Origin of the sequence: Burkholderia sp. RS01 (genome assembly GCF_039748055.1) — a bacterium.
Taxonomy (GTDB): domain Bacteria; phylum Actinomycetota; class Actinomycetes; order Actinomycetales; family Micrococcaceae; genus Arthrobacter.
The window spans coordinates 110,610-135,264 of sequence record NZ_JBDLAK010000004.1 but is presented as its reverse complement, the minus strand read 5'-3'; the positions used below and the strand labels follow the sequence as shown (position 1 = coordinate 135,264).

Annotated in this window: 23 protein-coding genes, 2 tRNA genes and 1 pseudogene; 21 read left to right on the top strand and 5 right to left on the bottom strand. The window is 65.2% G+C overall.

Going from position 1 to position 24,655, the window contains the following annotated elements; all coding sequences use genetic code 11:
• The first annotated feature begins 6 nt into the window (after positions 1-6).
• The 8 genes and pseudogenes from rsfS to ABFP37_RS05605 all read left to right on the top strand — a co-directional run bounded on the left by rsfS (position 7) and on the right by ABFP37_RS05605 (position 4,925).
• Positions 7-408: a ribosome silencing factor gene (gene rsfS, locus ABFP37_RS05640; protein ID WP_078028824.1), complete on the top strand. Its 402-nt coding sequence runs from the start codon at positions 7-9 to the stop codon at positions 406-408.
• Between the two features lie 140 nt (positions 409-548).
• Positions 549-621, top strand: a tRNA-Ala gene (locus tag ABFP37_RS05635).
• 199 nt (positions 622-820) lie between these two features.
• Positions 821-1,147, top strand: coding sequence for a hypothetical protein (locus ABFP37_RS05630; protein ID WP_078028825.1), 327 nt, complete (start codon positions 821-823; stop codon positions 1,145-1,147).
• Between the two features lie 642 nt (positions 1,148-1,789).
• Positions 1,790-1,865, top strand: a tRNA-Ala gene (locus ABFP37_RS05625).
• Between the two features lie 180 nt (positions 1,866-2,045).
• Positions 2,046-2,660, top strand: a pseudogene (locus tag ABFP37_RS05620) (carbonic anhydrase).
• A gap of 470 nt (positions 2,661-3,130) precedes the next feature.
• Positions 3,131-3,532 carry a hypothetical protein gene (locus ABFP37_RS05615; RefSeq protein ID WP_078028826.1) on the top strand — a complete coding sequence of 134 codons (402 nt, stop codon included), beginning with the start codon at positions 3,131-3,133 and terminating at the stop codon, positions 3,530-3,532.
• 103 nt (positions 3,533-3,635) lie between these two features.
• Entirely contained in the window at positions 3,636-4,124 is a 489-nt protein-coding gene (locus ABFP37_RS05610; protein ID WP_078028928.1) for a DUF805 domain-containing protein, read from the top strand.
• Between the two features lie 348 nt (positions 4,125-4,472).
• Positions 4,473-4,925, top strand: a complete 453-nt coding sequence (locus ABFP37_RS05605) for an SRPBCC family protein (protein ID WP_260680694.1) — start codon at positions 4,473-4,475, stop codon at positions 4,923-4,925.
• 17 nt (positions 4,926-4,942) lie between these two features.
• Here ABFP37_RS05605 and ABFP37_RS05600 read toward each other — a convergent pair whose 3' ends face one another.
• A complete protein-coding gene (locus ABFP37_RS05600) occupies positions 4,943-5,335 on the bottom strand; it encodes an Hpt domain-containing protein (RefSeq protein WP_347032976.1) in 393 nt (130 codons plus the stop codon).
• A gap of 209 nt (positions 5,336-5,544) precedes the next feature.
• Here ABFP37_RS05600 and ABFP37_RS05595 point away from each other — a divergent pair, with 209 nt between their 5' ends.
• The 4 genes from ABFP37_RS05595 to ABFP37_RS05580 all read left to right on the top strand — a co-directional run bounded on the left by ABFP37_RS05595 (position 5,545) and on the right by ABFP37_RS05580 (position 9,669).
• On the top strand, positions 5,545-5,895 hold the full coding sequence (locus tag ABFP37_RS05595) for a zinc ribbon domain-containing protein YjdM (protein ID WP_078028828.1): 351 nt from the start codon (positions 5,545-5,547) through the stop codon (positions 5,893-5,895).
• Between the two features lie 21 nt (positions 5,896-5,916).
• Positions 5,917-7,053: an FAD-dependent oxidoreductase gene (locus ABFP37_RS05590; RefSeq protein ID WP_347032975.1), complete on the top strand. Its 1,137-nt coding sequence runs from the start codon at positions 5,917-5,919 to the stop codon at positions 7,051-7,053.
• A 91-nt stretch (positions 7,054-7,144) separates the two neighbouring features.
• Positions 7,145-8,290, top strand: a complete 1,146-nt coding sequence (locus tag ABFP37_RS05585) for a methyltransferase (RefSeq protein WP_347032974.1) — start codon at positions 7,145-7,147, stop codon at positions 8,288-8,290.
• Positions 8,291-8,466: 176 nt separating this feature from the next.
• A complete protein-coding gene (locus ABFP37_RS05580; protein ID WP_347032973.1) occupies positions 8,467-9,669 on the top strand; it encodes an ROK family protein in 1,203 nt (400 codons plus the stop codon).
• A 5-nt stretch (positions 9,670-9,674) separates the two neighbouring features.
• Here the strand turns inward: ABFP37_RS05580 and ABFP37_RS05575 are convergent, their stop codons facing one another.
• Entirely contained in the window at positions 9,675-9,872 is a 198-nt protein-coding gene (locus ABFP37_RS05575) for a hypothetical protein (protein ID WP_078028831.1), read from the bottom strand.
• A 135-nt stretch (positions 9,873-10,007) separates the two neighbouring features.
• Positions 10,008-11,030 (bottom strand): hypothetical protein, encoded by a 1,023-nt coding sequence (locus tag ABFP37_RS05570; RefSeq protein ID WP_347032972.1) that lies wholly within the window; start codon positions 11,028-11,030, stop codon positions 10,008-10,010.
• A gap of 651 nt (positions 11,031-11,681) precedes the next feature.
• Between ABFP37_RS05570 and ABFP37_RS05565 the strand changes: the two genes are divergently transcribed.
• Positions 11,682-12,647, top strand: a complete 966-nt coding sequence (locus tag ABFP37_RS05565) for a methylenetetrahydrofolate reductase (RefSeq protein WP_078028832.1) — start codon at positions 11,682-11,684, stop codon at positions 12,645-12,647.
• Positions 12,648-12,708: 61 nt separating this feature from the next.
• Positions 12,709-15,051: a 5-methyltetrahydropteroyltriglutamate--homocysteine S-methyltransferase gene (gene metE / locus ABFP37_RS05560; RefSeq protein WP_078028833.1), complete on the top strand. Its 2,343-nt coding sequence runs from the start codon at positions 12,709-12,711 to the stop codon at positions 15,049-15,051.
• A gap of 78 nt (positions 15,052-15,129) precedes the next feature.
• On the opposite strand, the gene ABFP37_RS05555 is transcribed toward metE, so the two are convergent.
• Together ABFP37_RS05555 and ABFP37_RS05550 are read right to left on the bottom strand one after the other, a co-directional pair.
• A complete protein-coding gene (locus ABFP37_RS05555; protein WP_078028834.1) occupies positions 15,130-15,639 on the bottom strand; it encodes a DUF2004 domain-containing protein in 510 nt (169 codons plus the stop codon).
• A 45-nt stretch (positions 15,640-15,684) separates the two neighbouring features.
• A complete protein-coding gene (locus ABFP37_RS05550) occupies positions 15,685-16,602 on the bottom strand; it encodes a LysR family transcriptional regulator (protein ID WP_078028835.1) in 918 nt (305 codons plus the stop codon).
• 122 nt (positions 16,603-16,724) lie between these two features.
• Here ABFP37_RS05550 and ABFP37_RS05545 point away from each other — a divergent pair, with 122 nt between their 5' ends.
• The 7 genes from ABFP37_RS05545 to nrdF all read left to right on the top strand — a co-directional run bounded on the left by ABFP37_RS05545 (position 16,725) and on the right by nrdF (position 24,653).
• A complete protein-coding gene (locus ABFP37_RS05545) occupies positions 16,725-18,137 on the top strand; it encodes an FAD-dependent oxidoreductase (RefSeq protein WP_347032971.1) in 1,413 nt (470 codons plus the stop codon).
• Positions 18,134-18,859 (top strand): DUF1365 domain-containing protein, encoded by a 726-nt coding sequence (locus ABFP37_RS05540; RefSeq protein ID WP_078028836.1) that lies wholly within the window; start codon positions 18,134-18,136, stop codon positions 18,857-18,859. Before ABFP37_RS05545 ends, ABFP37_RS05540 begins: the two co-directional genes overlap by 4 nt.
• Complete coding sequence (locus ABFP37_RS05535; RefSeq protein ID WP_078028837.1) at positions 18,856-20,181, top strand: cyclopropane-fatty-acyl-phospholipid synthase family protein; 1,326 nt, start codon at positions 18,856-18,858, stop codon at positions 20,179-20,181. Before ABFP37_RS05540 ends, ABFP37_RS05535 begins: the two co-directional genes overlap by 4 nt.
• Positions 20,182-20,605: 424 nt before the next feature.
• Positions 20,606-20,851 carry a glutaredoxin-like protein NrdH gene (gene nrdH / locus ABFP37_RS05530; RefSeq protein WP_078028838.1) on the top strand — a complete coding sequence of 82 codons (246 nt, stop codon included), beginning with the start codon at positions 20,606-20,608 and terminating at the stop codon, positions 20,849-20,851.
• 53 nt (positions 20,852-20,904) lie between these two features.
• The gene (nrdI, locus tag ABFP37_RS05525; protein WP_078028839.1) at positions 20,905-21,411 is read left to right on the top strand and encodes a class Ib ribonucleoside-diphosphate reductase assembly flavoprotein NrdI; all 507 of its coding nucleotides are present in this window, start codon (positions 20,905-20,907) and stop codon (positions 21,409-21,411) included.
• A 56-nt stretch (positions 21,412-21,467) separates the two neighbouring features.
• Entirely contained in the window at positions 21,468-23,588 is a 2,121-nt protein-coding gene (gene nrdE / locus ABFP37_RS05520; protein ID WP_078028840.1) for a class 1b ribonucleoside-diphosphate reductase subunit alpha, read from the top strand.
• A gap of 90 nt (positions 23,589-23,678) precedes the next feature.
• Positions 23,679-24,653: a class 1b ribonucleoside-diphosphate reductase subunit beta gene (gene nrdF / locus ABFP37_RS05515; protein WP_024368367.1), complete on the top strand. Its 975-nt coding sequence runs from the start codon at positions 23,679-23,681 to the stop codon at positions 24,651-24,653.
• The last annotated feature ends 2 nt before the right edge of the window (positions 24,654-24,655 follow it).

The following is a 24,655-nucleotide window of genomic DNA, read 5'->3' as shown; positions in this document are numbered from 1 at the left end:
AGTCCCGTGACTGCATCTGATTCATCCATCGCCACCGCCCGACACGCAGCAAGGGCGGCGGCCGACAAGATCGCCCAGGACATCGTCGCCCTCGATGTTAGCGAACGCCTCGCCCTGGCAGACGTTTTCTTGATTGCCTCCGCACCGAGCGAGCGCCAGGTCAACGCGATCGTCGACGGCATCGAAGAGGAGCTCATCAAGAAGGACCTCCGCCCGGTCCGCCGTGAAGGCCGTTCCGCCGGCCGCTGGGTCCTGCTTGACTACTCCGACGTCGTGATCCACGTCCAGCATGAGGAAGACCGCGTCTTCTATGCGCTTGAGCGGCTCTGGAAGGACTGCCCCGTAGTGGACCTGCAGCTGGGCGACGACACCTCGGCAAAGGCTACTGCTGCCTCCGAGCAGGAGTAGGCCAGCAGCGAACGGCACCGAATATGCCCGATTTGGAATTTTCGGAATCGCTGTTCTAAGATATTTGAGTTGCTTCGGAGGGATCCGGACAAAGGACAGGCCTGAGGCGAGAGCTGATGGCGTCGAAGCGGCGAAAATAAGGGGCTGTGGCGCAGCTGGTAGCGCACCTGCATGGCATGCAGGGGGTCAGGGGTTCGAGTCCCCTCAGCTCCACCCAGGAAACCGCCGGAACACGACTTAGGTCTGTTCCGGCGGTTTTTCTTTTCTCTCGTCTTGACGCAGCGTCGACGGGTACGGCAGCCGACGGCGTCCGGAAACTACCGCAACGTGCACGCCTGGACCCCACCGGTTAGCGCAGCGTCCCGGGACCGATATGATTCCCTGCATCAGGTGCGTTTTCAAAGGGGGAGACATGGACGGGGCCGGACAGCTGGACCTCAGGACGCGCCGCGGCTGGATCTGGTTGATTGTCGCGGGATTTTCCGTGTTGGTCGCGGGGATCATCGTCGGTTTGCAGAAAACCGGACCACTTTGCGGCAGCCCGCTGCTGCCGGAAAGCCGCTCCGCTGAGATCTTCGACTCGCTCCGGCGCGGCTCCAAGGCCGCCGCGGAGTGTTACCGGAATATCGATTCCGCGTCGGTTCCGACGTGGGGCCTCATCGCCCTTGGTGTCGTCCTGGTCCTCGCCGCAGTCGTCATCCGTGTCATCAACATCAACCGCAGCTCCGTCGGCCTCTGAGACCCTGGCGTGGGTGGTCCCCGGCCGCATCTGCGACCGGGGACCTTTGCGGGAGGGACAGTCCGTGCGCTGTCTGCTGCAGTTGCGCGACAATGCGCCTTGGCGTTCTGTACAAGCCCACCGCCCAATAGGCAGCCTTAGCGTGTCCCGGCATCCCTTCCGGTCTATGAGGGGATCTGTGCCGACTTACGTGATCTCCTGTTTATCCTGCGGGGCCGGCTACTGGTGGTGCAGCCTGCCCATAAGGACGTTTTATCACCGCAAGGACAGTCTGGCAATGCGCCACACGCGGCCCGTGCATAGTGCCTTGAGGCCGTCCGTTGATAAGGGACGGCGGCGGCTGGGGGAGCCACCCGGGTCTCAGACAGGCGGCACCGCCGCCGGCCCAGCCCCGGTGATTACTTCCAATTATGGTCCTAACTTGCGAGCGACAACAGCGGCGCAAGCGCGCCGAGAGCCGGGTAGGGGCGGTCTCCGAAACAGGCTTCGCGTTCACTCAGCGGCCACGCTTTTCGGTCCGGGACTGCGGCCATTCTGCCCGTGGCGTACATCACAATCTGCCGATTGGCTTACGGCCCGATTCTGGATTACGCTAGTCAGGTTGCTTCCGGGAAACGCAAAACACTCCCGGAGAAACGGTTTGGGGCTGTGGCGCAGCTGGTAGCGCACCTGCATGGCATGCAGGGGGTCAGGGGTTCGAGTCCCCTCAGCTCCACCAAAGAAACCGCTGGAACAAGGGCTAAGCCCTGTTCCGGCGGTTTTTTTCTTTACCGAAATCCAACGCGACTCGGCAGTCTTATCGGCCGCCTTTGGGTGCTGAGGCCACTGCGCCTGACCCGGCCTCGGAAGCGAGGCCTCCCCGCTTGGGCCTGCCGGACGCTCTCGTAAAGTAAGTAGGGTGAGCACCAGAATCAGCCCGTACGATGCGTGGCAGCGCCTCCTTGAAGGCAACGCGCGTTTCGTCACGGGAGATTCGCTGCACCCGAACCAGAACGCCTCCCGGCGCAGCGCTCTGGTGAACACCCAAAGCCCGTTCGCCGTCATCTTTGGCTGTGCGGACTCACGTCTGGCCGCGGAGATCATCTTCGACGTCGGCCTCGGTGACGTCTTCGTGGTGCGCACGGCCGGTCATGTGATCGACGACGCCGTTCTGGGTTAGCTCGAGTACGGCGTCTCGGTGCTCAAAGTCCCTCTGATCGTCGTCCTCGGACATGACAACTGCGGTGCCGTCACCGCTGCGAAAGACGCCGTGGAAACGGGGGAGGTGCCGCTGGGCCACATCCGCGACCTGGTTGATCGGATCACCCCGTCGGTGCTGAGCTCGCTGCGCGAGAACAAGACGAACGTCAACGACATGGTCGTCGAACACGCCAAGCAGACGGTGGGCCGTCTGCTGGACGGCTCACGGGTGATTTTCGACGCCGTGGACAATTACTCCGCCGCGGTGATCGCCGTCGCGTGCCGGCTCGAAGAGGGCAGGGCGCAGCTCGTCTCCGTATCTGGCGTCCTCTGAAGCTGGCGAAACCCTGCGCCAAACTGAGGACGGAGCGTAATCCGCAGCTGAAGGGGCAGGCAAGGTCCGAGACTATGGACGGGAGCGGCAAGCAGTCTTAGGCTTAGGGAGCGTGACGGAGCCTTTGGGCTCCGGGGGGCAGCCCAATTGGGGGAGGCCTCGAACGCCGCTGGCGGCAGCATGGCAACGTGTCGTCGCCGGCACCTAATCTTGCCATATCGGGCGCCGGGCTGACGCGCCAGCCTGGGCAGTTTGCGTACTCCCGTTGGCGCCGGCGCCGGACCGCGCGGCATTTCTCGCCAGATGTGTAACGACTTGCCCCAACCCGGAAACTAAGTGCTTGAGCGGGCAATCCACCCGCTAACAAAGCGCTTCCAGGCAGCCGAAAGCGTAGCCGCCAGCGTGACATCCACTGCGACGGCAGCCACCCGGGCCGGGAGGGTCCTCCCTGGCAGCCCCTTGAAGCGGTCGTGTCTGACGGTACCGGCGATGACCTCTTCCGCGTCTCGAGCGGCGCCGACGGCATCGGCTGCACAGCGGGCCCCGTTAACCGCACCGTGCTGGACAAGGCAGCTGTCCCGGGAATGCGTGAAACCGATGGCACCATGCCGATGTTCGAGTTCGCAGTGGAAAATGCCGGCAGTGAAGACTGGTACACCGTGATGGTCGGCCATCCCAGAAACCTGGAGGAGGGCGCCACCTCGTCGGGCTGTGCGTTGCTCGCCATGGGAAACGGGGGCGCTCAAACCGGGGTCGTCTTCAACCAGCCGCCGCGGCCGGCCTTCCCGAGCCGCGATGCAGCCAAAGCCTGGATGGCCACGGAACAGTACGCCCAGCTCAAGGCGCTGATGATAAGCCTGACTTACTCCTGACCTTCGTGGATCCGTGAGGAAAAATTCACCTGTGATTCGGCCGGCGCGGCCGTTACGGGGCCTAGGATGAACCTCGTCATCACAACTACGCATGGGGGAATATATGACTTACCAGCAGCCATATCCGGCACAAAACGTCCAAGGGTCCGAACCGCCACTCTGGGCGCCCCTCTACGGCGCAACCTTCCAGCAGGCCGTTCGACGTTTCTTCAAGAAGTACACCGTCTTCCACGGGCGGGCCAGCCGCAGCGAGTACTGGTGGTGGGCACTCGTCTCATTTGCGGTGTCGATCGTCCTGCAGATCCTGATCAGCACCGGAACTGCAGGGGCTACGACGTCCGCGTCCGGGGCTGTCACCTCCGCTCCCGGACCCGGCCTGTTTATCGGCGGCGCCCTCGCCGTCGTGTTCGGCCTGGCAACCATCATCCCGTCCCTGGCGCTGGGGGCGCGGCGGCTCCACGACGTCAACCTCAGCGCCTGGCTGATGCTCGTGGCGCTGGTGCCGTTCCTCGGTGGCCTCGCGCTTCTAGTGATGACGATTCTTCCGTCCAATCCGGCAGGGCAGCGGTTCGACCAGCCTGGCGGCATCTAGGCCAGCCGGACCACAAACCGGTCGAGCAGTAAGTCAGCGTTAAAGAAGGGGCGGCACACGTTGTGCCGCCCCTTCTGGACGTTCGGGCCCGGAGGCTTCGCCCTTAACGTCATCCGTTGCGGAAGCCGGTCAGCCAGCGCATGGCTTCAACGCTGTCCGTGAAGAATCGGGTTGGGCAGGGACAAGAGTGATCGTGTCCTGGAGCTGAAGCCGCGAATCCGAAGCTCGGGATGGCCGGGGTCCGGCGCACTCCCCCTAGAAGCACCGGACCCGGCAACACCTGCCGCGGTCCCATGGTTGAAGGCTCGGCACCATCAACTCGGGCCGCACAGCTGACATACTCTGAGCATGGCCTCCTTCGAATGCACAACCTGGGCAAGGATGCCCAGGGAAGAGCTGTTTGACCTTTCTCGCAGCATCGATGCCCACAAAGACTCCATGGCGCAGTCCCGGGAGGAAGCCGTGGCCGGGGTCATGTCAGGCCTCATTTCCCTAGGGCAGGAAGTCACCTGGCGGGCGTGGCACTTCGGTGTGCCAATTCGAATGACCAGCCGGATCACCGAAATGGAAACGCCCCTTTACTTTGTCGATGAGCAGGTCAACGGCCCATTCCGCAGCTTCCGGCACGTCCACGAATTCAGTGAGGACGCGAATGGAACCGTGATGGTTGACCGGATCGACTTCAAAGCGCCTTTCGGCCCGATCGGGCGCCTGGCGGAGAAGCTCGTCCTGGCCCGCTACCTTCGCAGCCTCATCGAGCAGCGCAATCAGCACCTGACTGCCGGCTCGCGATCACGGTGACCCAGCGCACCCGCACGTCACTCCGGGGAGTGCCCCTTCGGCCGTGAGGGCGGGATGTGTCCCTGGCGCGCGGCCTCACGAACCAGGAGCCGAATGTTCGCGAACAGCACCGCCCTGACCGTCAGCGGGTCCAGCCGCTGCCCCCGCCGGATCCGGAACTCAAGTTCCTGGCAGCACCTTTCCAGCCGCAGGGCGCCGGCCATCGCTGAGGTGGCCTTCAGGCTCACCACTGCATCACGGGCCGCCGGCAGATCTCCGCCGGCCAGGCCATGGAGTATTTTCGCCGCCCTGCCGGGCAACATCTGTAGGAAATCGTCGATGAAGGCCTGCGCGAACGCGGGCCCGACCTCTTCCGCGAGCGTCTGCAGCGGACCGCTATCCAGCACCGGAACCTCGTCCCCGCCCGTCACGCCACACCGCCTACCGCTACCAGCTGCATCTTCGCGCCCATCCATCAGCCTGCCGCACCCTTGCTGCGCGGCTCCATGACACACCTTCCCGCGGGGACCTCAAGACCGAGGAAGCTTTCCCCGATGTTCGGATCAAGATCGCCTGTGACTGTCCGGGGGCCGGCGGAGGCCCGGGGGTGCCGCCGGAATGCCCCGACTAACATAGGGACGTGAACGAGATTCTTCCCCCTTGCCCCAAATGTTCCAGCGAGCACACGTACGAGATGGGCGCCCTCCTGGTCTGCCCGGAATGCGGCCACGAATGGTCACCAGCGCCGGTTGAAGCGGACCAGCCGGCGGAACGGGTCATCAAGGACGCGGTGGGCAACGTCCTGGCCGACGGCGATACCGTCACCGTGGTCAAGGACCTCAAGATCAAGGGAAGCTCCAGCGTCATCAAAGTGGGCACCAAAGTGCGCGGCATCCGCCTCCTGGACGGCGTGGGGGACCACGACATCGACTGCAAGGTGGACGGCGTGGGCCCCATGCAGCTCAAATCCAGCGTGGTCAAGAAGGTCTAGGGACAGGTTGCGGAAACCGGAGTGGAAACTTCCGTGAGGGCTGCCGACGTCGTGGTCATCGGCGCGGGCCAGGCTGGGCTGTCCGCCGCCTACCACCTCGCCCGCCGCGGCTTCATGCCCGCGCACCGGATGCCCGCGCCACGAGTGCCCGCCGGCGCCCACCCGGACGGCCAGTCCGCGCGAACCTACGCGGTGCTGGACGCCGAGGACGGCCCGGGCGGCGCCTGGCGGCACCGCTGGAAAAGCCTGCGGATGGCCACGGTCAACGGAATCAGCGATCTCCCCGGCATTCCGCAGCCGGACGTTGATCCGGCCGAACCCAGCTCGGCGTTCCTGACCCGGTACTTTGCCGGCTATGAGCGGGAACTCGGCATCGCCGTCGAACGGCCGGTCAAGGCGCTCGCGGTCGAGCGCGAGGACGCCGATCCCGCCGGCCGGCTGAGGATCACCACGTCCGACGGCGGGTGGTCGGCGCGGGCTGTCATCAACGCCACGGGAACCTGGACCAGGCCGTTCTGGCCGATCTATCCCGGACAGTTCACGTTCAAGGGGCGCCAGCTCCACGTCGCGGACTACGTCTCCGCCGAGGAGTTCCGCGGGCTGCACGTCGTCGTCGTGGGCGGCGGCATTTCCGCCGTCGGGCTGCTCGACGAGATCTCAAAGGTGACCTCAACCAGTTGGTTCACACGCCGCGAGCCCGTCTGGCGGGAGGCGGCGTTTGACCGGCAGGCCGGCCATGACGCCGTCGCCCTGGTGGAGGACCGCGTGCGGCGGGGGCTGCCGCCGCAAAGCGTCGTCGCCGTCACCGGGCTCAGCTGGACCCCGGCGCTCCGGGCCGCAGCCGCGCGGGGGGTGCTCGAACGTCGCCCCATGTTCACCGGCATAGAGCCCGACGGCGTGCGGCTGACGGACGGAAACCTGCTCGCCGCGGACGTGATTCTCTGGGCCACGGGCTTCCGCGCCGAGCTGGAACACCTGGCGCCGCTGCACCTGCGAGGGCCGGGCGGCGGCATCGCCATGGAGGGCACCCGGGTCGCGGCGGAGCCGCGCGTGCACCTCGTGGGCTACGGGCCGTCGTCGTCGACCATCGGCGCCAACCGCGCCGGACGGGCCGCCGTCGCTGAACTGCTGAAGCTCCTGGCTTCGGAGCCCGCCTGAGCAGGATCCACGGTAAGTTTGCACAGGAGCCTGGCCGGCCGGCGACAGGCAGACGCATAACCAATCAGCAGGGAAGAGGCGGCGGCAACACGTGGCAGAGAACAGTCTTGGGCACCTTCTGGGCAGGCTGCGGAGGTACCCGGACGTCGAGGCCGCCAACCTGCAGGCGTGGGACGCCACCGACACGCTTCTGCTGGACACCGCGGCGGAACTCCTGACACCTGCGAGCACGGTTGCCGTGATCGGCGACCGCTACGGCGCACTGACGCTGGGACTGCTGGGCGGGCCCGGTACGCCTCCGGCGCCGCAGGTCCGCGTGTACCAGGACCTCGTCACCGGCGAGCGGGCCCTCCGGCACAATGCAGCTTCACTCGGCATCGACGGGGGCTTTGAGCAGCTGCCGCTGGGCGCGGAACTGCTGGCGGGCGCCGACGTCGTTCTGCTGCAGCTGCCCAAGACGCTCGCTGAACTCGAGGAGATTTCCGACGCCGTCGCGCGCTACGCCCCGAACGGCGCTGTGTTGCTCGCCGGCGGGCGCGTCAAGCACATGTCCCTGGGCATGAATGCGGTGCTCGGGCGATTCTTCGAAACGGTCCAGCCCCAGCTGGCCCGGCAGAAATCGCGGGTTCTCATCGCCTCGGAGCCAAAACCCGTCGAACCCGCCCCGCCGTATCCGGTGACCGAGCGCAACGCCGAGCTGGATCTGCAGGTGTGCGCGCATGGCGCCGTTTTTGCGGGCACCAAACTCGACATCGGCACGCGTTTCCTGCTGGAGTTCCTCCCCGGGATCCCCGCAGCGGCTACAGCGGTGGACCTCGGCTGCGGAACCGGGATCCTGGCTTCCATGTACGCTCGCCGCCATCCCGATGCGGCGGTGATCGCAACGGACCAGTCGGCGGCCGCCGTCGCTTCAGCGCGGGCCACGGCGGCGGCAAATGGCCTGGACCGGCAGATCACGGTGCTCCAGGACGATGCCATGAGCTCCGTTCCTGACGGCAGTGCCGGGCTCATCCTGCTGAATCCGCCGTTTCACCTGGGAGCCAGCGTCCATGCCGGGGCCGGGATCAAGATGTTCGAGGCAGCGGCCCGCGTCCTTGCCCCCGGCGGTCAGCTCTGGACCGTGTTCAACAGCCATCTTCACTACCTGCCGGCCCTTGAGAGGCTGGTCGGGCCCACCTCCGTACAAGGCAGGAACCCCAAGTTCACCGTCTCGGTCAGCGTCAAACGGAACGCATGACGAGGGGCAACGGAGGCGCCGGATGGTCTGCAATTCCGCCAGCGCGTGGGGCGTACCCCTATACCGGGACGTAACGTACGATTCAGACATCGATACTGGCCAACCGAAGATGCTTAGGGGAATCCTTGACTGAGATCCGCCAGCCCGCACCGCGGCGCGGAACTAACCTGCCCCGAATGGGTGACTTCAACCTGACCGTCATTCTGGACGCCGTTCGGCGTTCGTCCGGCGGCTTAAGCCGTGTCGAACTGGCCCAGATCGTCGGGCTGTCCCCGCAGACCATCTCGAACATCTCCCGCCGGCTCCTGGACCAGAGCCTCATTGTGGAAGCCGGCAAGGAAGGGAGCGGGCCAGGAAAACCGAGGACCATCCTCCGGCTGAATCCTGCGGGGATGTATGCCGTGGGCGTGCATCTGGATCCCGCTGTGGCGACCTTTGTCGTCCTGGATCTGGTGGGCGCCGTGGTGCAGCATTCGATGGTCAAGATCCCGGACAACGGCAACCCTGAGGCGGTCATCGCCGCCATAGCCACCGAGATCGACAAGCTGGTCGAAGCATCGGGTGTGGACCGGGAGAAAATCGCAGGCCTGGGCATCGCAGCCCCCGGTCCGATCGACCACGACAACGGGGCCGTCGTGGAACCGCCGCTACTTGACGGCTGGGACCGGGTGCTGCTGCGTGATGCGTTGGCCGACGCCACCGGCCTTTCCGTCCTCATGGACAAGGACGTGACCAGTGCGGCCGTAGCGGAAACCTGGGCGGGCGGCCCCAGCGGCGCCGGCAGCTTCGTCTTCATGTACATGGGGACCGGCATCGGCTGCGGCGTTGTCCTCAACGACGAGGTGGTCCGCGGAACATCAGGTAATGCCGGCGAAATCGGCCACATCATCGTGGACCCGGACGGCCCGCCCTGTGACTGTGGCCTGCGCGGCTGCGTGAAGTCCTCGTGTATACCGCAGGTCCTGGTGGCCAAGGCCCAAGCGGCAGGAATCCTGTCGGACGAAGGCCCGCTGACCGGCGGTTCCGTGGTGCAGGAACGGTTCGCCCAGCTCTGCGAGGCCGCGGAGGCCGGCAACAGCGCCGCGGCGGCCATCATTGACAAGTCGGCGGTGCTGGTGGCCCGGGCGGCGTCGGTGGTGGCCAATACCCTCGACGTGGAACGCGTCGTCTTCGGCGGCCCGTTCTGGGGCTACCTGTCACGGCGTTACCTGGAGTTGGTCCCGGACCTGATCCAGCAGAACAGCGATGCGGGCAACATCCACGCGATCGAAGTGGTGGGCACAGGAGTGGGGGAGGACGTGGGCGCCATCGGCGCCGCCTGCCTTGTCCTGGAGCACACGCTCGCGCCGCGGGCCCAGCGGCTCCTACTGGAGGGCTAAGGCCGCTAGTCGATGTCTTCGACGATGGTCCCGTACGGAATCGTGTCGTCGAGATGCGCCTGGTGACCCTTGGGTATGAACAGCACCCTGACGCCGTGCAGTTGGTCCGCGGCCGACTGGAGCAGGATCGGGCGGACCATGTCAACAAAGCGGGGGTCCTTGCCGACAAGGTATTCCTCGTAACTGGCTGGTAGCTGCGTCATGGCATCAGGATAGTCCCGTTCGTTCGACAGGGGGAGGGTGTACCCCGGCGGCCGGAATCGCCGGGGTAACCGCGCCGATACAGGGAGCGCGCGCTTGGCCTTCAGTCCGCACTGGCCGGACTGAAACCTGCTCCCTTAGTAACCGCTGGTTGTCTCAGTTGTCACTTCGGCCTTGGCCGTCTTTGCGTAGACGTTCTTGCTGACCGTGTACGCGTGCTGGTCGATCTTCATGGCCTCCTGGTTGACTTCGGCCAGCTTGGCGTCCGTGAGCTGCTCCACCTTGACAAGGTCGAGGGTCTCCTGGTCCGCGCCACCCACGGCCGTCACCTTGATCAGGCCCGTGCCGGCTGAATAGAACTTACGCTGGTGGCCAACGGCGGGTTCCAGGGGGTTGCGTTCATCAATCACCAGAACATCGTCGTAGCATCCCGTGGGAACGCAGACCCGCTGCTGCTCCTGGAAGACCTGTCCGCAGTCCAGGAAGTTCACCTTGGGTGCGTGTGCCTGAACGTAGCTTGGGGATCCGATCTTCGGCTCAGCCTGCATGGCGATGCCCGCCTGGGCCAGGTCGAGTGAGTGGATGAACGTGCTCGGGGCGCCCGTGAACTTGCCGTTCTCGTACTCTTCCGGATACTCACCGAAGAGCCAGACTGTTCCGCTCTCGGTCTGGGCAAAGAAGGCCAGCTCCGATTCCACGATCACGCCGTCTGAGTAGTCACGGTCCCACATGACCAGGGTCTTCACGCCGTCAATCACCTTGGTGAGGCCGGTGACCGTGTGGACAACAGTCCGCTTGGTCGTCCCCTCGGCGCTCTTGACGTCGCCTGTTGTTGTGTACTGCGACCCGGGCTTCAGCGGAAACCACTTGTTGTCCAGCCTTGGGGACTGCTGGAAGTGGGCGGGATCGTAATTTATCGCGGACCCTGGTCCGCAGAGTTCCGCGGCATTCGCCGTCCCGGAGGCTGCCGGCGATGCCGAGTCTGACGTCGTCCCCGTGGATGATGCCGATGCCGTGGGTGATGCTGAGCCGGATGTTCCGGTGGACGTGGCCGGCGGGGTGGTGCCTTGCTGCGTTGCGCACGACGTCACTGTCGTCAACGCCAGCAAGAGCACAAAAGCGGAACCGATCACCGTTGGTCGATTGTGAGGCTTGAACATCTCGTGGCCTTTCGCCGTTGGGATTAATGGCTTCCAGCAACGGCGCGGCGCCGCCCTCGGTGCAGAGGGCGGCCGCGGTGCGGCGCTGGTGATACCGCGCCTTGGCAAAGGGGACGTTGCGACGCCGCCCTTTGAAGGGCGCGGGATAGGGTCTCTCGGGGCACTTCACCGAGGAACGTCCAGAAGGCCTCCTTAACCTGAGACCGTTGCCAAATCCGGATACGACGTGCACAAATAATGGACTAGATTTATCCGTTTGAAAAGGGGTTGGGCCGCTGAAGGGTAGCCGTACGGGGCGTCCAGACGAATATTATTCTGAAACCGGAACGGCCCTAGCGTAAGAATGCGTCTTAATTCGATGGCCGACTTGAACCCACCCCTGCGCGGCTTCTAGAGTTCTATACAAGTTACCGAGGTAACGTGTCAGCGATCCTCCGCTGTGGATATGCCGCCTGCCGGCAGCCCAGGAGGGTGTGGGTGCCCCCATGTGGGCCTGACATTTGCTCACGGACAACTTCTATTCAGGCGTAACAGTCGCGGCTGCGCCCTGCCGAAGTTCGTTCCGTGTTCCCCAAACTCAATTCATTGACCGCACACTGCACGGCTCCGCCACTGCAGGAAGCCTTCAATGGCCCATAGCCAAGGACGCAAATGTCACCACCCAGCCTTATTGACACACATCCAAATCTTTCCGAGACGGCACCCGTGGCGCTGTCCTATGAGCTGTTCCCGCCGCGGTCGCCTGCGGCTGCAGAGACGCTCTGGACCACGATCCGCGAGCTGGAGACGACTGACCCCGACTACGTGTCCGTCACCTACGGTGCCAGCGGCTCCAACCGCGACACCGCCGTCGAACTCATCAACCGCCTGGTGCTCGAGACGACGCTCCGTCCGCTGGCACACCTGACCTGCGTGGGCAACACCCCGTCGGAGCTGGCCGAAATCATCGGCGAGCTCCTGGACGCCGGGGTGCGGGGCATCCTGGCCCTGCGCGGCGACCAGCCCAAGGACAGCGGAGAGCCCGTCAGCGGTTCGCTGCGCTACGCCCAGGACCTGATCGAACTCATCCGGCGGGTGGAGCAGCGGCGTTCGGCGCTGCTCTGCGCCGGCAAGGTCGCCGTAGGCGTGGCAGCCTACCCCACCCGGCATCCGGAGTCGCCGAGTGAAGCCCACGACGTCGAGGTCCTGCTGGCCAAGCAGCGCTCCGGCGCTGACTTCGCCATCACCCAGGTGTTCTTCCGGACCGAGCAATACGCGGACCTGATCACCCGGGCACGCCGGGCCGGCGTCACCATTCCGATCATCCCCGGCGTCATGCCGCTCACCAGCCTCCGCAGGCTCAAGCGCCTCGGCGAGCTGACCGGCGTCGAACCGGCACCGGAGCTCATCGAGCGGCTTGCCGCGGCAGACTCCGACGCCGATCGGCTCCGCATCGGCGTCAGCGCCACGGTGGACCTGGCCAACGCGGCCCTGGACGCCGGAGCGCCCGGCCTCCACCTGTACACGTTCAACGAACACCAGAGCGCGCTGGAGGTCCTGGACAAGCTGTCGCTTGTCCGGCCGGCACGTTCCGCCAGCCGCCTGAACGCGATCGCCCGCCGCCAGCTCGCGAGCTGACACCACCGCCAGCTGACCGCCCCAAGACACTCACAACTTCCCAACCATTCAAGGAATTCACATGACTGAGCAGAACACCGCCGTGCCCACTCCGTTCCCGTCCGCCTCGATCCTGGGCTACCCCCGCATCGGCCGCCGCCGCGAACTGAAGAAGGCCGTCGAAGCCTACTGGGCCGGCAAGATCGACGCCGCAGCCCTTGACGCCGCCGCCAAGGAAATCCAGCTGGGCACCGCCAAGCGCCTCCAGGGCCTGGGCCTGACCGAAGCCGCAGCGGTTCCGGGCACGTTCTCCTTCTACGACCAGGTGCTCGACGCCGCTGCCCACCTCGGCGCCGTGCCGGCCCGTTTCGGCAACCTCCTGAACGCCGAGGGCCAGCTGGACATCGACGGCTACTTCACTCTTGCCCGCGGCAACAAGGAACAGCAGCCGCTGGAAATGACCAAGTGGTTCGACACCAACTACCACTACCTCGTGCCGGAAATCGGCCCGGAGACCAATTTCGCGCTGACCTCCAGCCGCATCGTTGAAGAGTTCGAATACGCGCTGGCCAACGGCGTGGAAACCCGGCCGTACATCGTGGGCCCGGTCACCTTCCTGCTCCTGAGCAAGGCTTCCGACGACGCCCCGGCCGGCTTCAGCCCGCTGTCCCGCCTCGAGGACGTCCTGCCGGTCTACGCCGCGCTGTTGGAGAAGCTGGCCGCCGCCGGCGCCAGCTGGGTCCAGCTGGACGAGCCTGCCCTCGTGGTGGACCAGGACACCTCCGCCGAGGAGATCCAGGCCGCGGTTGCCCGCTCCTACGAGGTCCTCTCCGCCGCCGCACAGCGCCCGCAGCTGTTCGTCTCCACCCCGTACGGCGCACTGAATGGCCAGCTCGGCACCCTCGCTGCTACCAACATCGACGCCCTGCACATCGACGTCTTCAAGGGCGCCGTCCCCTCCGCGGCAGCGCTCGCCGCCCTGGGCAGCAAGACCCTGGTTGCCGGTGTCGTGGACGGCCACAACATCTGGCGCAACGATCTTGCCGCCTCCGCGGAGAAGATCGCCGAACTGAAGAAGTCGGTGGCCAAGCTGGCCATCAGCACCTCCACCTCCACCCAGCACGTCCCGCACGACGTCGAGGAAGAGGCGCAGCTGTCCGAGCAGCTCCGCAGCTGGCTGGCATTCGCCGACCAAAAGGCCGTTGAGGTTGTGACCCTTGCCGGCCTGCTGACCGACGCCGCCGCCGTGCAGCCGGCCATCGATGAAGCCACCCGCATCATCGCCTCCCGCGCCGCAGCCGAAGGCGTCCAGCGCGCCGACGTCCGGGCCCGCACCGCCGCCCTGACCCCGGCCGACTTCAACCGCTCCGAGTACTCGGTCCGCGAAGCCGCCCAGGAACACGCCCTGCACCTGCCGCCGCTGCCCACCACCACCATCGGCTCCTTCCCGCAGACGTCGGAAATCCGTTCGGCCCGTGCCCGCAACAACAAGGGTGACCTCACCAACGAGCAGTACGAGCAGCTCATGAAGGACGAGATCAAGCGCGTCGTCGACCTGCAGGAAGAGCTCGGCTACGACGTCCTGGTGCACGGCGAGCCCGAGCGTAACGACATGGTCCAGTACTTCGCCGAGAACCTCGAAGGCTTCGACGTCACGGTCCATGGCTGGGTCCAGTCCTACGGCTCACGCTGCACCCGTCCGTCCATCCTCTGGGGCGACGTCACCCGCAGCGCCCCCATCACCGTGAAGTGGGCAGAGTACGCCCAGTCGCTGACCAGCAAGCCGATGAAGGGCATGCTCACCGGTCCGGTCACCATCCTGGCCTGGTCCTTCGTCCGCGACGACCAGCCGCTGGGCGAGACCGCCAACCAGGTGGGCCTGGCGCTGCGCGACGAAATCGCCGACCTCGAAGCTGCCGGCATCAAGGTCATCCAGGTGGACGAGCCCGCCCTGCGCGAACTCCTTCCCCTGCGCAAGGCCGACCAGGCAGCCTACCTGGACTGGTCCGTGAACTCGTTCCGCCTGGCCACCGCCGGCGCTGCCGACGCCACCCAGATCCACACCCACCTGTGCTACTCGGAGTTCGGCGCCATCATCGACGCCATCGACGGACTGGACGCGGACGTCACCTCGATCGAGGCCGCACGTTCCCGCATGGAGGTTGTCCACGACCTCGAGTCCCACGGCTTCGGCCGCGGTGTCGGCCCGGGCGTCTACGACATCCACTCGCCGCGCGTTCCGGGTGAGCAGGAAGTCACCGAGCTGCTCAGCACCGCTGTGAAGCACGTTCCGTCCCGCCAGCTCTGGGTCAACCCGGACTGCGGCCTGAAGACCCGCGGCTACGCCGAGACCGAAGAGTCCCTGCGCAACCTCGTCGCAGCCACCAAGACGGTCCGCGCGGAACTGCTGGAAGCAGCAAAGTAGGAACCAGCAACCACGCACGACGGCGGGCGGCCACCTTTGGGTGACCGCCCGCCGTCGGCGTTTAACTGCTTGGGGAGATCAGGGCTCCCAGACGATCTCGTCGTCGACCACGCCGTCCTCGTCCGCGGACGCGACCAGGACCTCGTCGGTGAAGTGGGAGCCGAGCGTGAAATCGAGGACGAAGTAGCGCTCGGGCTGGCCGGGGTAGATGCCCACGTGGCCGAGCTTGAGCGCCTTGAGGAACACGGCGTTGGTGAGCTGGCTCTTGTCCGTGACCCCGAAGACCTTCTGCAGCTGCTCGTCCTTGATGGCGTTGCAGTGGAAGCGAAGGTACTCCTGCGCGCTGGTGCCCTCCTGCTCGAGTTCCTCGGCGATCATCTCGCGGACCTCGTCCACGAGCTCGGGGAGGTAGCGCAACCGGTAGTCCACCTTGTGCATGGCCGCCTCATCGAAGTGGTCATGCGCGTTGATGTTCAGGTCAAGCTCAAGGCGTTGGCCAGCCAGCTCATGCTCCGCGGCGACGTTGTGGTCCCTGCCGTGGTTGAGTTCGATTTCTCCGAAGTGCTGGCTCGCTACCTTGGTGGTCATATCTTCAACATAGACCCGAAAAGCGGTGCATTCCAGCATCGGGGCTTATTTATCTGAGGACCCCAGGCTGCCCAGCGTGTCAGCCAGCAGGTCAACGAAGAGCTGCACCCGGGCGGTCTTCTTGTCGTTGATCAACAGCGCGAACACGTTGCGCGCCAGCCTGATCTCGGGAACGTCCAGCACCACCACGCCTGCCGGCCGGTGGCGCAGCGCAAGCTCTGGAACGAGCGCAGCGCCCAGCCCGGCGGCCGCCATTTCGAGGCTGGCGTGGAAGTCGTCGCTGTAGGCCACGACGCGTGGGTGCAGGTTGCAGCTGGCAAAGAGCCGCTCGATCACCGTGGCGTCGCTCGTGCCCGGGTGGTGCATGATCCACGGCATGTCCGAGAGGTGGTCGGCCGCCACCTTGGCGTCCGTTCGGAACCCCCAGCCGGAGGGCAGGACCACCCGGAAGTTGTCATCGCCGATCCACTGCCGGTTGATGGTGTGCGGCCACGCCAGTCCGGATTGGCCCACCTGATAGACGAGCGCGACGTCAAGGTCGCCGCCGGTACGCAGCCCCTGGATGGTCTGGGCCGGCTCGGCGACGGAGACCCGGAGGTCGATGCCGAGTCCCTTCCACTGCGGGTTCTTCAGGATCCGCGGCAGGACGTAGGTTGCGAGGCTGGGGAAGATGCCAAGCCGGAGTTCCTGGCTCGTGGTGTCGTGGGTCTTGGACGCGGCGGCCATCAGGGCTTCGATGTCGGTGAGGACCTTGGCGGCGTGCCGCGCCATCACCGTGGCGGCCTCGGTGGGGACCACGCTCCTGGCGGACCGCTGGAACAGGTGCACGCCGGTGTCCCGCTCAAGGGCCGACATCTGCTGGGACACGGCGGAGGCAGTGTAGCCGAGCCGGCTGGCCGCGGCCGCGAAGGACCCCAGCCGCGTGACCTCAAGCAGAGTCCTCAAGTGCACGGGGTTGACCACCAGCCCACCTTACTCCGGCTGTTCACGTACAGGAAAAGATTCCCACCCATCCGTGTCCCTGACGGTTGCGAATAGCCCATGAGTATTCATTAGCGGCATCTGTTCAGCAGAGGAGCAAAAGATTGTCACCGAACCCAGCATGGAGTGGGGACGCCGGAGGCGTTCCGTACGGTGGACCCAGCGGCGGAACGGAGGCAGCGGCCGGAAGCCGGCGCATCGCCGTCGTCGGCAGCGGGGTCGCAGGCCTCATCGCAGCCCACATACTCAGCCGGCGCGATCACGTGACCCTGTTCGAAGCCGACGCCCGGCCCGGCGGCCACGCCCACACCCACGACCTGCCGCAGGCTTCGGGAACACTGGCCGTGGACACGGGCTTCATCGTGCACAACAACCGCACGTACCCCAACCTCATCCGGCTCTTTGCCGAACTCGGGGTGGAAACCCAGGATTCGGACATGACCATGAGCATCCGCTGCGACGGCTGCGGGCTGGAGTACGCAGGGGCGAAGGGGGCGGCGGGCGTCTTCGCCCGGCCCTCGAACCTTGTGCGGCCGCAGTATCTGCGGATGCTGGCCGAGGTCCTGCGTTTTTGGCGGAAGGCCCGCGCACTGCTGGCGGCCAACCCGGGAGGGACCGCCGCAGGCGAGGAGACGCTCGGCCAATTCCTGGACCGGGAACGCTTCAGCGACTACTTCACCTCGCACTTCATGGCCCCGGTGGTCAGCGCCGTCTGGTCCTGCGATCCCACCACCGCGCTCGCTTATCCGGCACGGTATCTCTTCACCTTCCTCGACCACCACGGCATGCTCGGCATCAAAGGCTCGCCGCAGTGGAAGACCGTGACGGGCGGTTCGCGCAGCTACGTTGACCGCGTGGTCGCCGGCCTGCCCGATGTCCGCCTGTCCAGCACTGTCCTGGCCGTGCGGCGCACCGGTTCCGGCGTGGACATCACGACGGCGGCCGGCACCGAAAGTTTCGACGCTGCGGTCATCGCCGCCCATCCGCGGGAAGCCCTCGCCATGCTCGCCGAGCCGACGGCGGACGAAGCCCGCATCCTGGGCGACATGCCGTACTCCGTCAACCGGATCAAGTTCCACCGCGACCCCGCCGTGCTGCCGCGCAGCGAGGCCGCCCGCGCGTCCTGGAACTACCGGCTTCCGTCGTGTGCGGCCCGCCCGGACCACGTGCTGGTGAGCTACGACCTCACCCGCCTCCAGCGGCTGAACCCGGATGACGGCGGAAGCTACATAGTGAGCCTGGGCGAGTCCGAACTCATCGAGCCGGCGTCCGTCCTGCAGGATCTCGTTTACGAGCACCCGCAGTACACGCCGGATTCCGTGGCCGCCCAGGGCCGCCTCGGAGGACTCGGGGACTGCCGGCTCGCCTTCGCGGGCGCCTATCACGGCTGGGGGTTCCACGAGGACGGGGCAGCATCCGGAGTGCAGGCGGCCGCACAGCTGGGCCGGGACTGGGAAGAGCCCGCAGGCAGGCCAGGGGTGCTGGACGTCAACCAGCCGGCGGAGCTCGTGCCATGACCGCGGCCATCTACCGCACCAGCATCCGCCACGTTCGGCGGGATCCGCTGGAGAACGCCTTCACCTACCGCAGCTACAGCTGGTTCGTGGACCTGGACGGTCTGCCCGTGCTGCCGCGGTGGATGCGCCCGCTGGCCGGCTTCCACGCCGAGGACCACCTGGGCGATCCTGAGGCGAGCATCCGTGAAAATGTGGATTGCTTCCTTGCAGCCAACGGAGAAGAGCCCGACGGCGGGAAGGTCACCATGCTGGCCAACGCCAGGGTGCTGGGGCAGGTCTTCAACCCCATCAGCCTGTTCTGGTGCCACGGCGCCGACGGCGCCCTGCGAGCGGTTATTGCCGAGGTCCACAACACCTACGGCGAGCGGCACTGCTACCTGCTGCACACCGACGACTCGGGGCGTGCCCGCGCCGACAAGGAGTTCTACGTCTCCCCGTTCAACGAGGTGGACGGCAGCTACCGGATGACCCTGCCTGAGCCTGACGGCCAGCTGGCCGTCGCGGTGGTGCTCGAACGCCCCGGGCGGAAGCCCTTCACCGCCACCATGACCGGCGTCCGCCAGGCCGCCACTCCGCGCAGCATCCTCGCCGCGGCGCTCGCCGTTCCGTTGGCGCCGCTGCGCCTGGTCCTGCAGATCCACTGGCAGGGAATCAAGCTCTGGGCCCGCGGCCTGCCCATCATCAACCGCCCCCACCACCCGTCACAGGAGGCCGTCTCATGACTCTTACAGACCCCACCTACCAGGGCAGCGCGTCCGGTCCGCTCCGGGTCCCGCCGGCTCCCGCAGTCATCGACGCCGAGGTGTGGCCCGGCGTCGCCCGTCCTCCTGCCGGAGCCAGGGCGGCCCTGGCCGGAAAAGCCGCGGGCGCCTTGTTCCGGAGTGCCGCCCGGCGGCTGCCGCTGCGGGTCGAGTACCCGGACGGGTCCGTGCTGGGAACGGGCGACGCCGGCTCGCCGGTGATGACCATGGTCAGGCCGGCGGACTTCGACACCCGCATCGGCGACAACGGCCTGATCGGACTGGGGGAGTCCTTCATGGCGGGGGACTGGGAAGCGTCGGATCTCGCCGCCGTCCTGGAGGTGTTCGCCTCCTCGGTGGACACGCTCATCCCCGTGCCGCTGCAGAAGCTGCGGAGCCTGTACTTGCCGCGGGCGCCCCGCCAGGAACGGAACACGGAGCAGAACACCCGGGGCAACATCTCGCGCCATTACGACCTCTCCAACGAGCTGTTCTCCAACTTCCTTGACACCACCATGAGCTACTCGTCGGCGCTTTTCACCGACGGGGCCGGCCGCTTGCCGGAAGTCGGCTGGGACGCGCTGGCATCCGCCCAGCAGGCCAAGATCGACAGGCTGCTGGACAAAGCCGGAGTGGGCGAGGGGACCCGGCTGCTGGAGATCGGGACGGGCTGGGGCGAGCTGGCCCTGCGCGCGGCCGCCCGCGGCGCCACCGTGTATTCGGTCACGCTGTCCAGCGAGCAGCAGGCGCTGGCGCAGCAGCGCATTGAGAAGGCCGGCTACTCGGGCCAGGTCACCGTGGCACTGCAGGATTACCGCGCGGTGGAGGGCGAATACGACGCCGTGGTCTCCGTCGAGATGATCGAAGCGGTGGGCTATGAGTACTGGCCGGTCTATTTCCAGACCATCGACAGGGTGCTGGCTCCGGGCGGAAAGGTGGCCATCCAGGCCATCACCATGCCGCACGGCCGCATGCTTGCCACGCGGAACGCCTACACGTGGGTGCACAAATACATCTTCCCCGGCGGGTTCCTTCCCTCCGTGCGGGCGATCGAGAGCGTCACCGAGCAGCACACGACGCTCCGTGTCCGGGAACGCCGGGGGATGGGTGACCACTACGCGGCCACGCTGCGGCTCTGGGAGGAACGGTTCCTGGCCCGGTCCCGTGAAGTGGGGGAGCTCGGGTTCGACGAAGTTTTCCAGCGGATGTGGCTGTTCTACCTGTGCTATTCCCGGGCCGGCTTCCAGTCCGGCTACCTGGACGTGCAGCAGATCGTGCTGGACCGCCGGGAGGCCCAGCTCTAATCCGGCGTTTCCTTAATCACAGGAGGGACCCTGAAGCGTGCTTCAGGGTCCCTTTCTTGTGTCCGGGGCCACCCGATGTGCTGCCGTCCGGCACCCGCGACACGCCGTCTTTGAGACGACACGCTGGCGTTTAAATGTGGCTAACTACTCCACAGGGTGTGGATTTCGTCCTCGAAAAAGCCGGAATCCCGGACATTTTGAGGGCACCTGCCTGTGGATTAAAAGTGCATTAAATGACATACTTGTAATACATCATCTTGGGGTCCCGCCGGGGGCCGTGCACTACATGTAGTATCGACATACAGATTGAGCGGGGCACAGGCGAGGCCGGCATCGGACAATGGTTTCAGTCCGGCGCAGTGTCCACCGCAGCGATGAGCAGAGACTTCACAAAGTAGAGACTTCAACAAAGGGGACAGGGACCATGACCGTTACGGTTTACACGAAGCCGGCCTGTGTTCAGTGCAACGCGACGTACCGCGCGCTGGACAAAAAGGGCATCACCTACCAGAGCGTGGACATCTCCCAGGACGCGGAGGCCCTCGAGCGCCTGAAGTCCCTGGGCTACATGCAGGCTCCGGTAGTGGTCACGGACCAGGACCATTGGTCAGGGTTCCGCCCGGACAAGATCGAAGAGCTGGCGCTGAGCGCCGCCGCTTCGGTGGCCTAAGGCTTCCCACGCCGTTTCCGGCAGAGAATTCCTATGTAGGTAAGGTGACTCCCATGGCCGCGCCGGCACTTGCCGATGCGCCGGTCGCAGCCCAGGCTGCGAACACGACGCCTGTAAACAGCATGACGACTGCAAACAGGACACACAGTCACCTCATTTACTTTTCCTCGGCCTCCGAGAACACCAAGCGATTCGTTGGCAAGCTGGGTGCGGAGGCGGCCAGGATACCGCTCCATGCGAAGGATGAACCGCTCACGGCCTGCGAGCCCTTTGTGCTGGTCCTTCCCACGTACGGCGGGACGGGCGGCGAGGGCTCGGTGCCGAAGCAGGTCATCCGGTTCCTGAACAACCCGCAGAACCGGCGCCTGATCAGGGGCGTGATCGGGGCGGGAAACACGAATTTCGGGGATAACTATTGCATGGCGGGGGACATCATCGCCGCCAAATGCAAGGTCCCCCACCTATACAGGTTCGAACTCATGGGCACGCCTGAAGACGTCTCCCGTGTACAAGAAGGATTGGAAGAGTTTTGGACACGACTGTCGCAGACACACCAGTAACTGAGGGCGCAGGCTCGAAGGGGGCCACCGCCGTCGAACAGCAGAAGAAGCCCGAAATGCCGGCCGCCTACAAGGGCCTGGGCTACCACGAACTCAACGCCATGCTGAACCTCTACGGTCCCAACGGGGAGATCCAGTTCGAGGCCGACCGCGAGGCTGCGCACCAGTACTTCCTGCAGCACGTGAACAACAACACCGTGTTCTTCCACGACCTCGAGGAAAAGCTCGACTACCTCGTCAAGAACGAGTACTACGAGCGCGAAACCCTCGACCAGTACACGATGAACTTCATTCGCGAACTCTACAACCGCGCGTACAAGAAGAAGTTCCGCTTCGAGACCTTCCTGGGCGCCTTCAAGTTCTACACCTCCTACACGCTGAAGACGTTTGACGGCAAGCGCTTCCTGGAGCGCTACGAGGACCGCGTCTGCATGGTGGCCCTGCACCTGGCCCGCGGCGACGAGAAGCTGGCCACCCAGATGGTGGACGAGATCATCGAAGGCCGCTTCCAGCCGGCCACCCCGACGTTCCTGAACGCCGGCAAGAAGCAGCGCGGCGAACTGGTCTCCTGCTTCCTGCTCCGCATCGAAGACAACATGGAGTCGATCGGCCGCTCCATCAACTCCGCGCTGCAGCTGTCCAAGCGCGGCGGCGGCGTCGCCTTCGCGCTGACCAACATCCGCGAGGTCGGTGCCCCGATCAAGCAGATCGAGAACCAGTCCTCGGGCGTCATCCCCGTGATGAAGCTCCTCGAGGACAGCTTTTCCTACGCCAACCAGCTCGGTGCCCGCCAGGGTGCCGGTGCCGTGTACCTGCACGCGCACCACCCGGACATCTACCGGTTCCTGGACACCAAGCGGGAGAACGCGGACGAGAAGATCCGTATCAAGACCCTCTCCCTCGGCGTCGTGATCCCGGACATCACGTTCGAGCTGGCCAAGAAGGACGAGGACATGTACCTGTTCTCGCCCTACGACGTCGAGCGCGTCTACGGGATGCCGTTCTCGGACGTTTCGGTCACCGAGAAGTACTACGAGATGGTGGACGATTCCCGGATCAAGAAGACCAAGATCAAGGCGCGCGAGTTCTTCCAGACCCTCGCCGAGATCCAGTTCGAATCCGGCTACCCGTACATCATGTTCGAGGACACCGTGAACCGGGAAAACCCGATTGACGGCAAGATCATCATGTCCAACCTGTGCTCCGAGATCCTCCAGGTCTCGCAGCCCACGACGTACCACGATGACCTGTCCTACGACCAGACCGGCAAGGACATCTCCTGCAACCTGGGCTCGCTGAACATCGCGAAGACGATGGACTCGCCGGACTTCGGCCTGACCATCGAGACGGCCATCCGCTCGCTCTCGGCTGTGTCGGACATGTCCAACATCACCTCGGTGCCGTCCATCGCCCGCGGCAACGACCAGAGCCACGCCATCGGCCTGGGCCAGATGAACCTGCACGGCTACCTGGCACGTGAGCGGGTCCACTACGGTTCCGAAGAGGGCCTGGACTTCACCAACATCTACTTCTACTCGGTGGTGTACCACGCCGTCCGCGCCTCGAATCTGCTGTCCATCCAGACCGGCCAGACCTTCGGCGGCTTCGAGAAGTCCAAGTACGCCTCGGGCGAGTTCTTCGACAAGTACACGGAGCAGGAGTGGGTGCCGCAGACCGAGAAGGTCAAGGAGCTGTTCAAGAACATCCACATCCCCACGCAGGATGACTGGCGCGAGCTGAAGGCTTCCGTCATGGAGCACGGCATCTACAACCAGAACCTGCAGGCTGTTCCGCCGACCGGCTCGATCTCCTACATCAACAACTCCACCTCCTCCATCCACCCGGTGGCGTCCAAGATTGAGATCCGCAAGGAAGGCAAGCTGGGCCGCGTGTACTACCCGGCGCCGTACCTGACGAACGACAACCTGGAGTACTACCAGGACGCGTACGAGATCGGTTACGAGAAGGTCATCGACACGTACGCCGCTGCCACGCAGCACGTGGACCAGGGCCTGTCCCTGACGCTGTTCTTCAAGGACACCGCCACCACGCGCGACATCAACAAGGCCCAGATCTACGCCTGGAAGAAGGGCATAAAGACCATCTACTACATCCGTCTCCGCCAGCTCGCGCTGGAAGGGACTGAGGTGGACGGCTGCGTCAGCTGCATGCTTTAATCTTCAACTAAATCGTGCCAGTACGACGGCGGGTGCCCGCCCGCCGTCGTACGCTTAATTTCAAGAACAACCCAACGTTTAGGGGATGACATGACCGAAAAGGTCAAGCTGCTTAGCCACGTCGAGGCGATCAACTGGAACCGCATCCAGGACGACAAGGACGTGGATGTCTGGAACCGCCTGGTCAATAACTTCTGGCTGCCGGAGAAGATCCCGCTGTCCAACGACGTGCAGTCGTGGGCCACTCTGACCCCGGATGAGCAGCAGCTCACCATGCGCGTGTTCACCGGCCTGACCCTGCTGGACACCATCCAGGGCACCGTCGGCGCCGTATCGCTGATTCCGGACGCGATCACGCCGCACGAGGAGGCCGTCTACACGAACATCGCCTTCATGGAGTCCGTGCACGCGAAGAGCTACTCCTCCATCTTCTCCACGCTGGCCTCCACCAAGGAGATCGACGAGGCATTCCGCTGGTCCACCGAGAACGTGAACCTTCAGAAGAAGGCCCAGATCGTCATGGACTACTACCAGGGCGACGACCCCCTGAAGCGCAAGGTGGCCTCCACACTGCTGGAGAGCTTCCTGTTCTACTCCGGCTTCTACTTGCCGATGTACTGGTCTTCACGGGCCAAGCTGACGAACACGGCCGACCTGATCCGTCTGATCATCCGCGATGAGGCCGTCCACGGCTACTACATCGGCTACAAGTTCCAGAAGGGCCTGGAGGGCCTGTCCGAGGAGCGCAAGCAGGAGATCAAGGACTACACGTTCGAGCTGCTCTTCGAGCTGTACGAGAACGAAGTCCAGTACACGCACGACCTCTACGACTCCGTCGGCCTGGCCGAGGACGTCAAGAAGTTCCTGCACTACAACGCCAACAAGGCGCTGATGAACCTAGGCTACGAGGCCATGTTCCCGGCCTCCGTCACCGACGTGAACCCGGCCATCCTGTCGGCCCTGTCGCCGAACGCTGACGAGAACCACGACTTCTTCTCGGGTTCGGGTTCGTCGTATGTGATCGGCAAGGCTGTCAACACTGAGGATGACGACTGGGACTTCTAGTC

Bases quoted from the DNA above. Each gene is read 5' to 3' on its own strand.
- ABFP37_RS05630 (WP_078028825.1), top strand. From the start codon at position 821: ATGGACGGGGCCGGACAGCTGGACCTCAGGACGCGCCGCGGCTGGATC.
- ABFP37_RS05610 (WP_078028928.1), top strand. From the start codon at position 3,636: ATGACTTACCAGCAGCCATATCCGGCACAAAACGTCCAAGGGTCCGAA.
- ABFP37_RS05605 (WP_260680694.1), top strand. From the start codon at position 4,473: ATGGCCTCCTTCGAATGCACAACCTGGGCAAGGATGCCCAGGGAAGAG.
- ABFP37_RS05580 (WP_347032973.1), top strand. From the start codon at position 8,467: ATGGGTGACTTCAACCTGACCGTCATTCTGGACGCCGTTCGGCGTTCG.
- ABFP37_RS05575 (WP_078028831.1), bottom strand. From the start codon at position 9,872: ATGACGCAGCTACCAGCCAGTTACGAGGAATACCTTGTCGGCAAGGAC.
- ABFP37_RS05570 (WP_347032972.1), bottom strand. From the start codon at position 11,030: ATGTTCAAGCCTCACAATCGACCAACGGTGATCGGTTCCGCTTTTGTG.
- ABFP37_RS05565 (WP_078028832.1), top strand. From the start codon at position 11,682: ATGTCACCACCCAGCCTTATTGACACACATCCAAATCTTTCCGAGACG.
- metE (WP_078028833.1), top strand. From the start codon at position 12,709: ATGACTGAGCAGAACACCGCCGTGCCCACTCCGTTCCCGTCCGCCTCG.
- ABFP37_RS05555 (WP_078028834.1), bottom strand. From the start codon at position 15,639: ATGACCACCAAGGTAGCGAGCCAGCACTTCGGAGAAATCGAACTCAAC.
- ABFP37_RS05540 (WP_078028836.1), top strand. From the start codon at position 18,134: ATGACCGCGGCCATCTACCGCACCAGCATCCGCCACGTTCGGCGGGAT.
- ABFP37_RS05535 (WP_078028837.1), top strand. From the start codon at position 18,856: ATGACTCTTACAGACCCCACCTACCAGGGCAGCGCGTCCGGTCCGCTC.
- nrdH (WP_078028838.1), top strand. From the start codon at position 20,606: ATGACCGTTACGGTTTACACGAAGCCGGCCTGTGTTCAGTGCAACGCG.
- nrdI (WP_078028839.1), top strand. From the start codon at position 20,905: ATGGCCGCGCCGGCACTTGCCGATGCGCCGGTCGCAGCCCAGGCTGCG.
- nrdE (WP_078028840.1), top strand. From the start codon at position 21,468: ATGCCGGCCGCCTACAAGGGCCTGGGCTACCACGAACTCAACGCCATG.
- nrdF (WP_024368367.1), top strand. From the start codon at position 23,679: ATGACCGAAAAGGTCAAGCTGCTTAGCCACGTCGAGGCGATCAACTGG.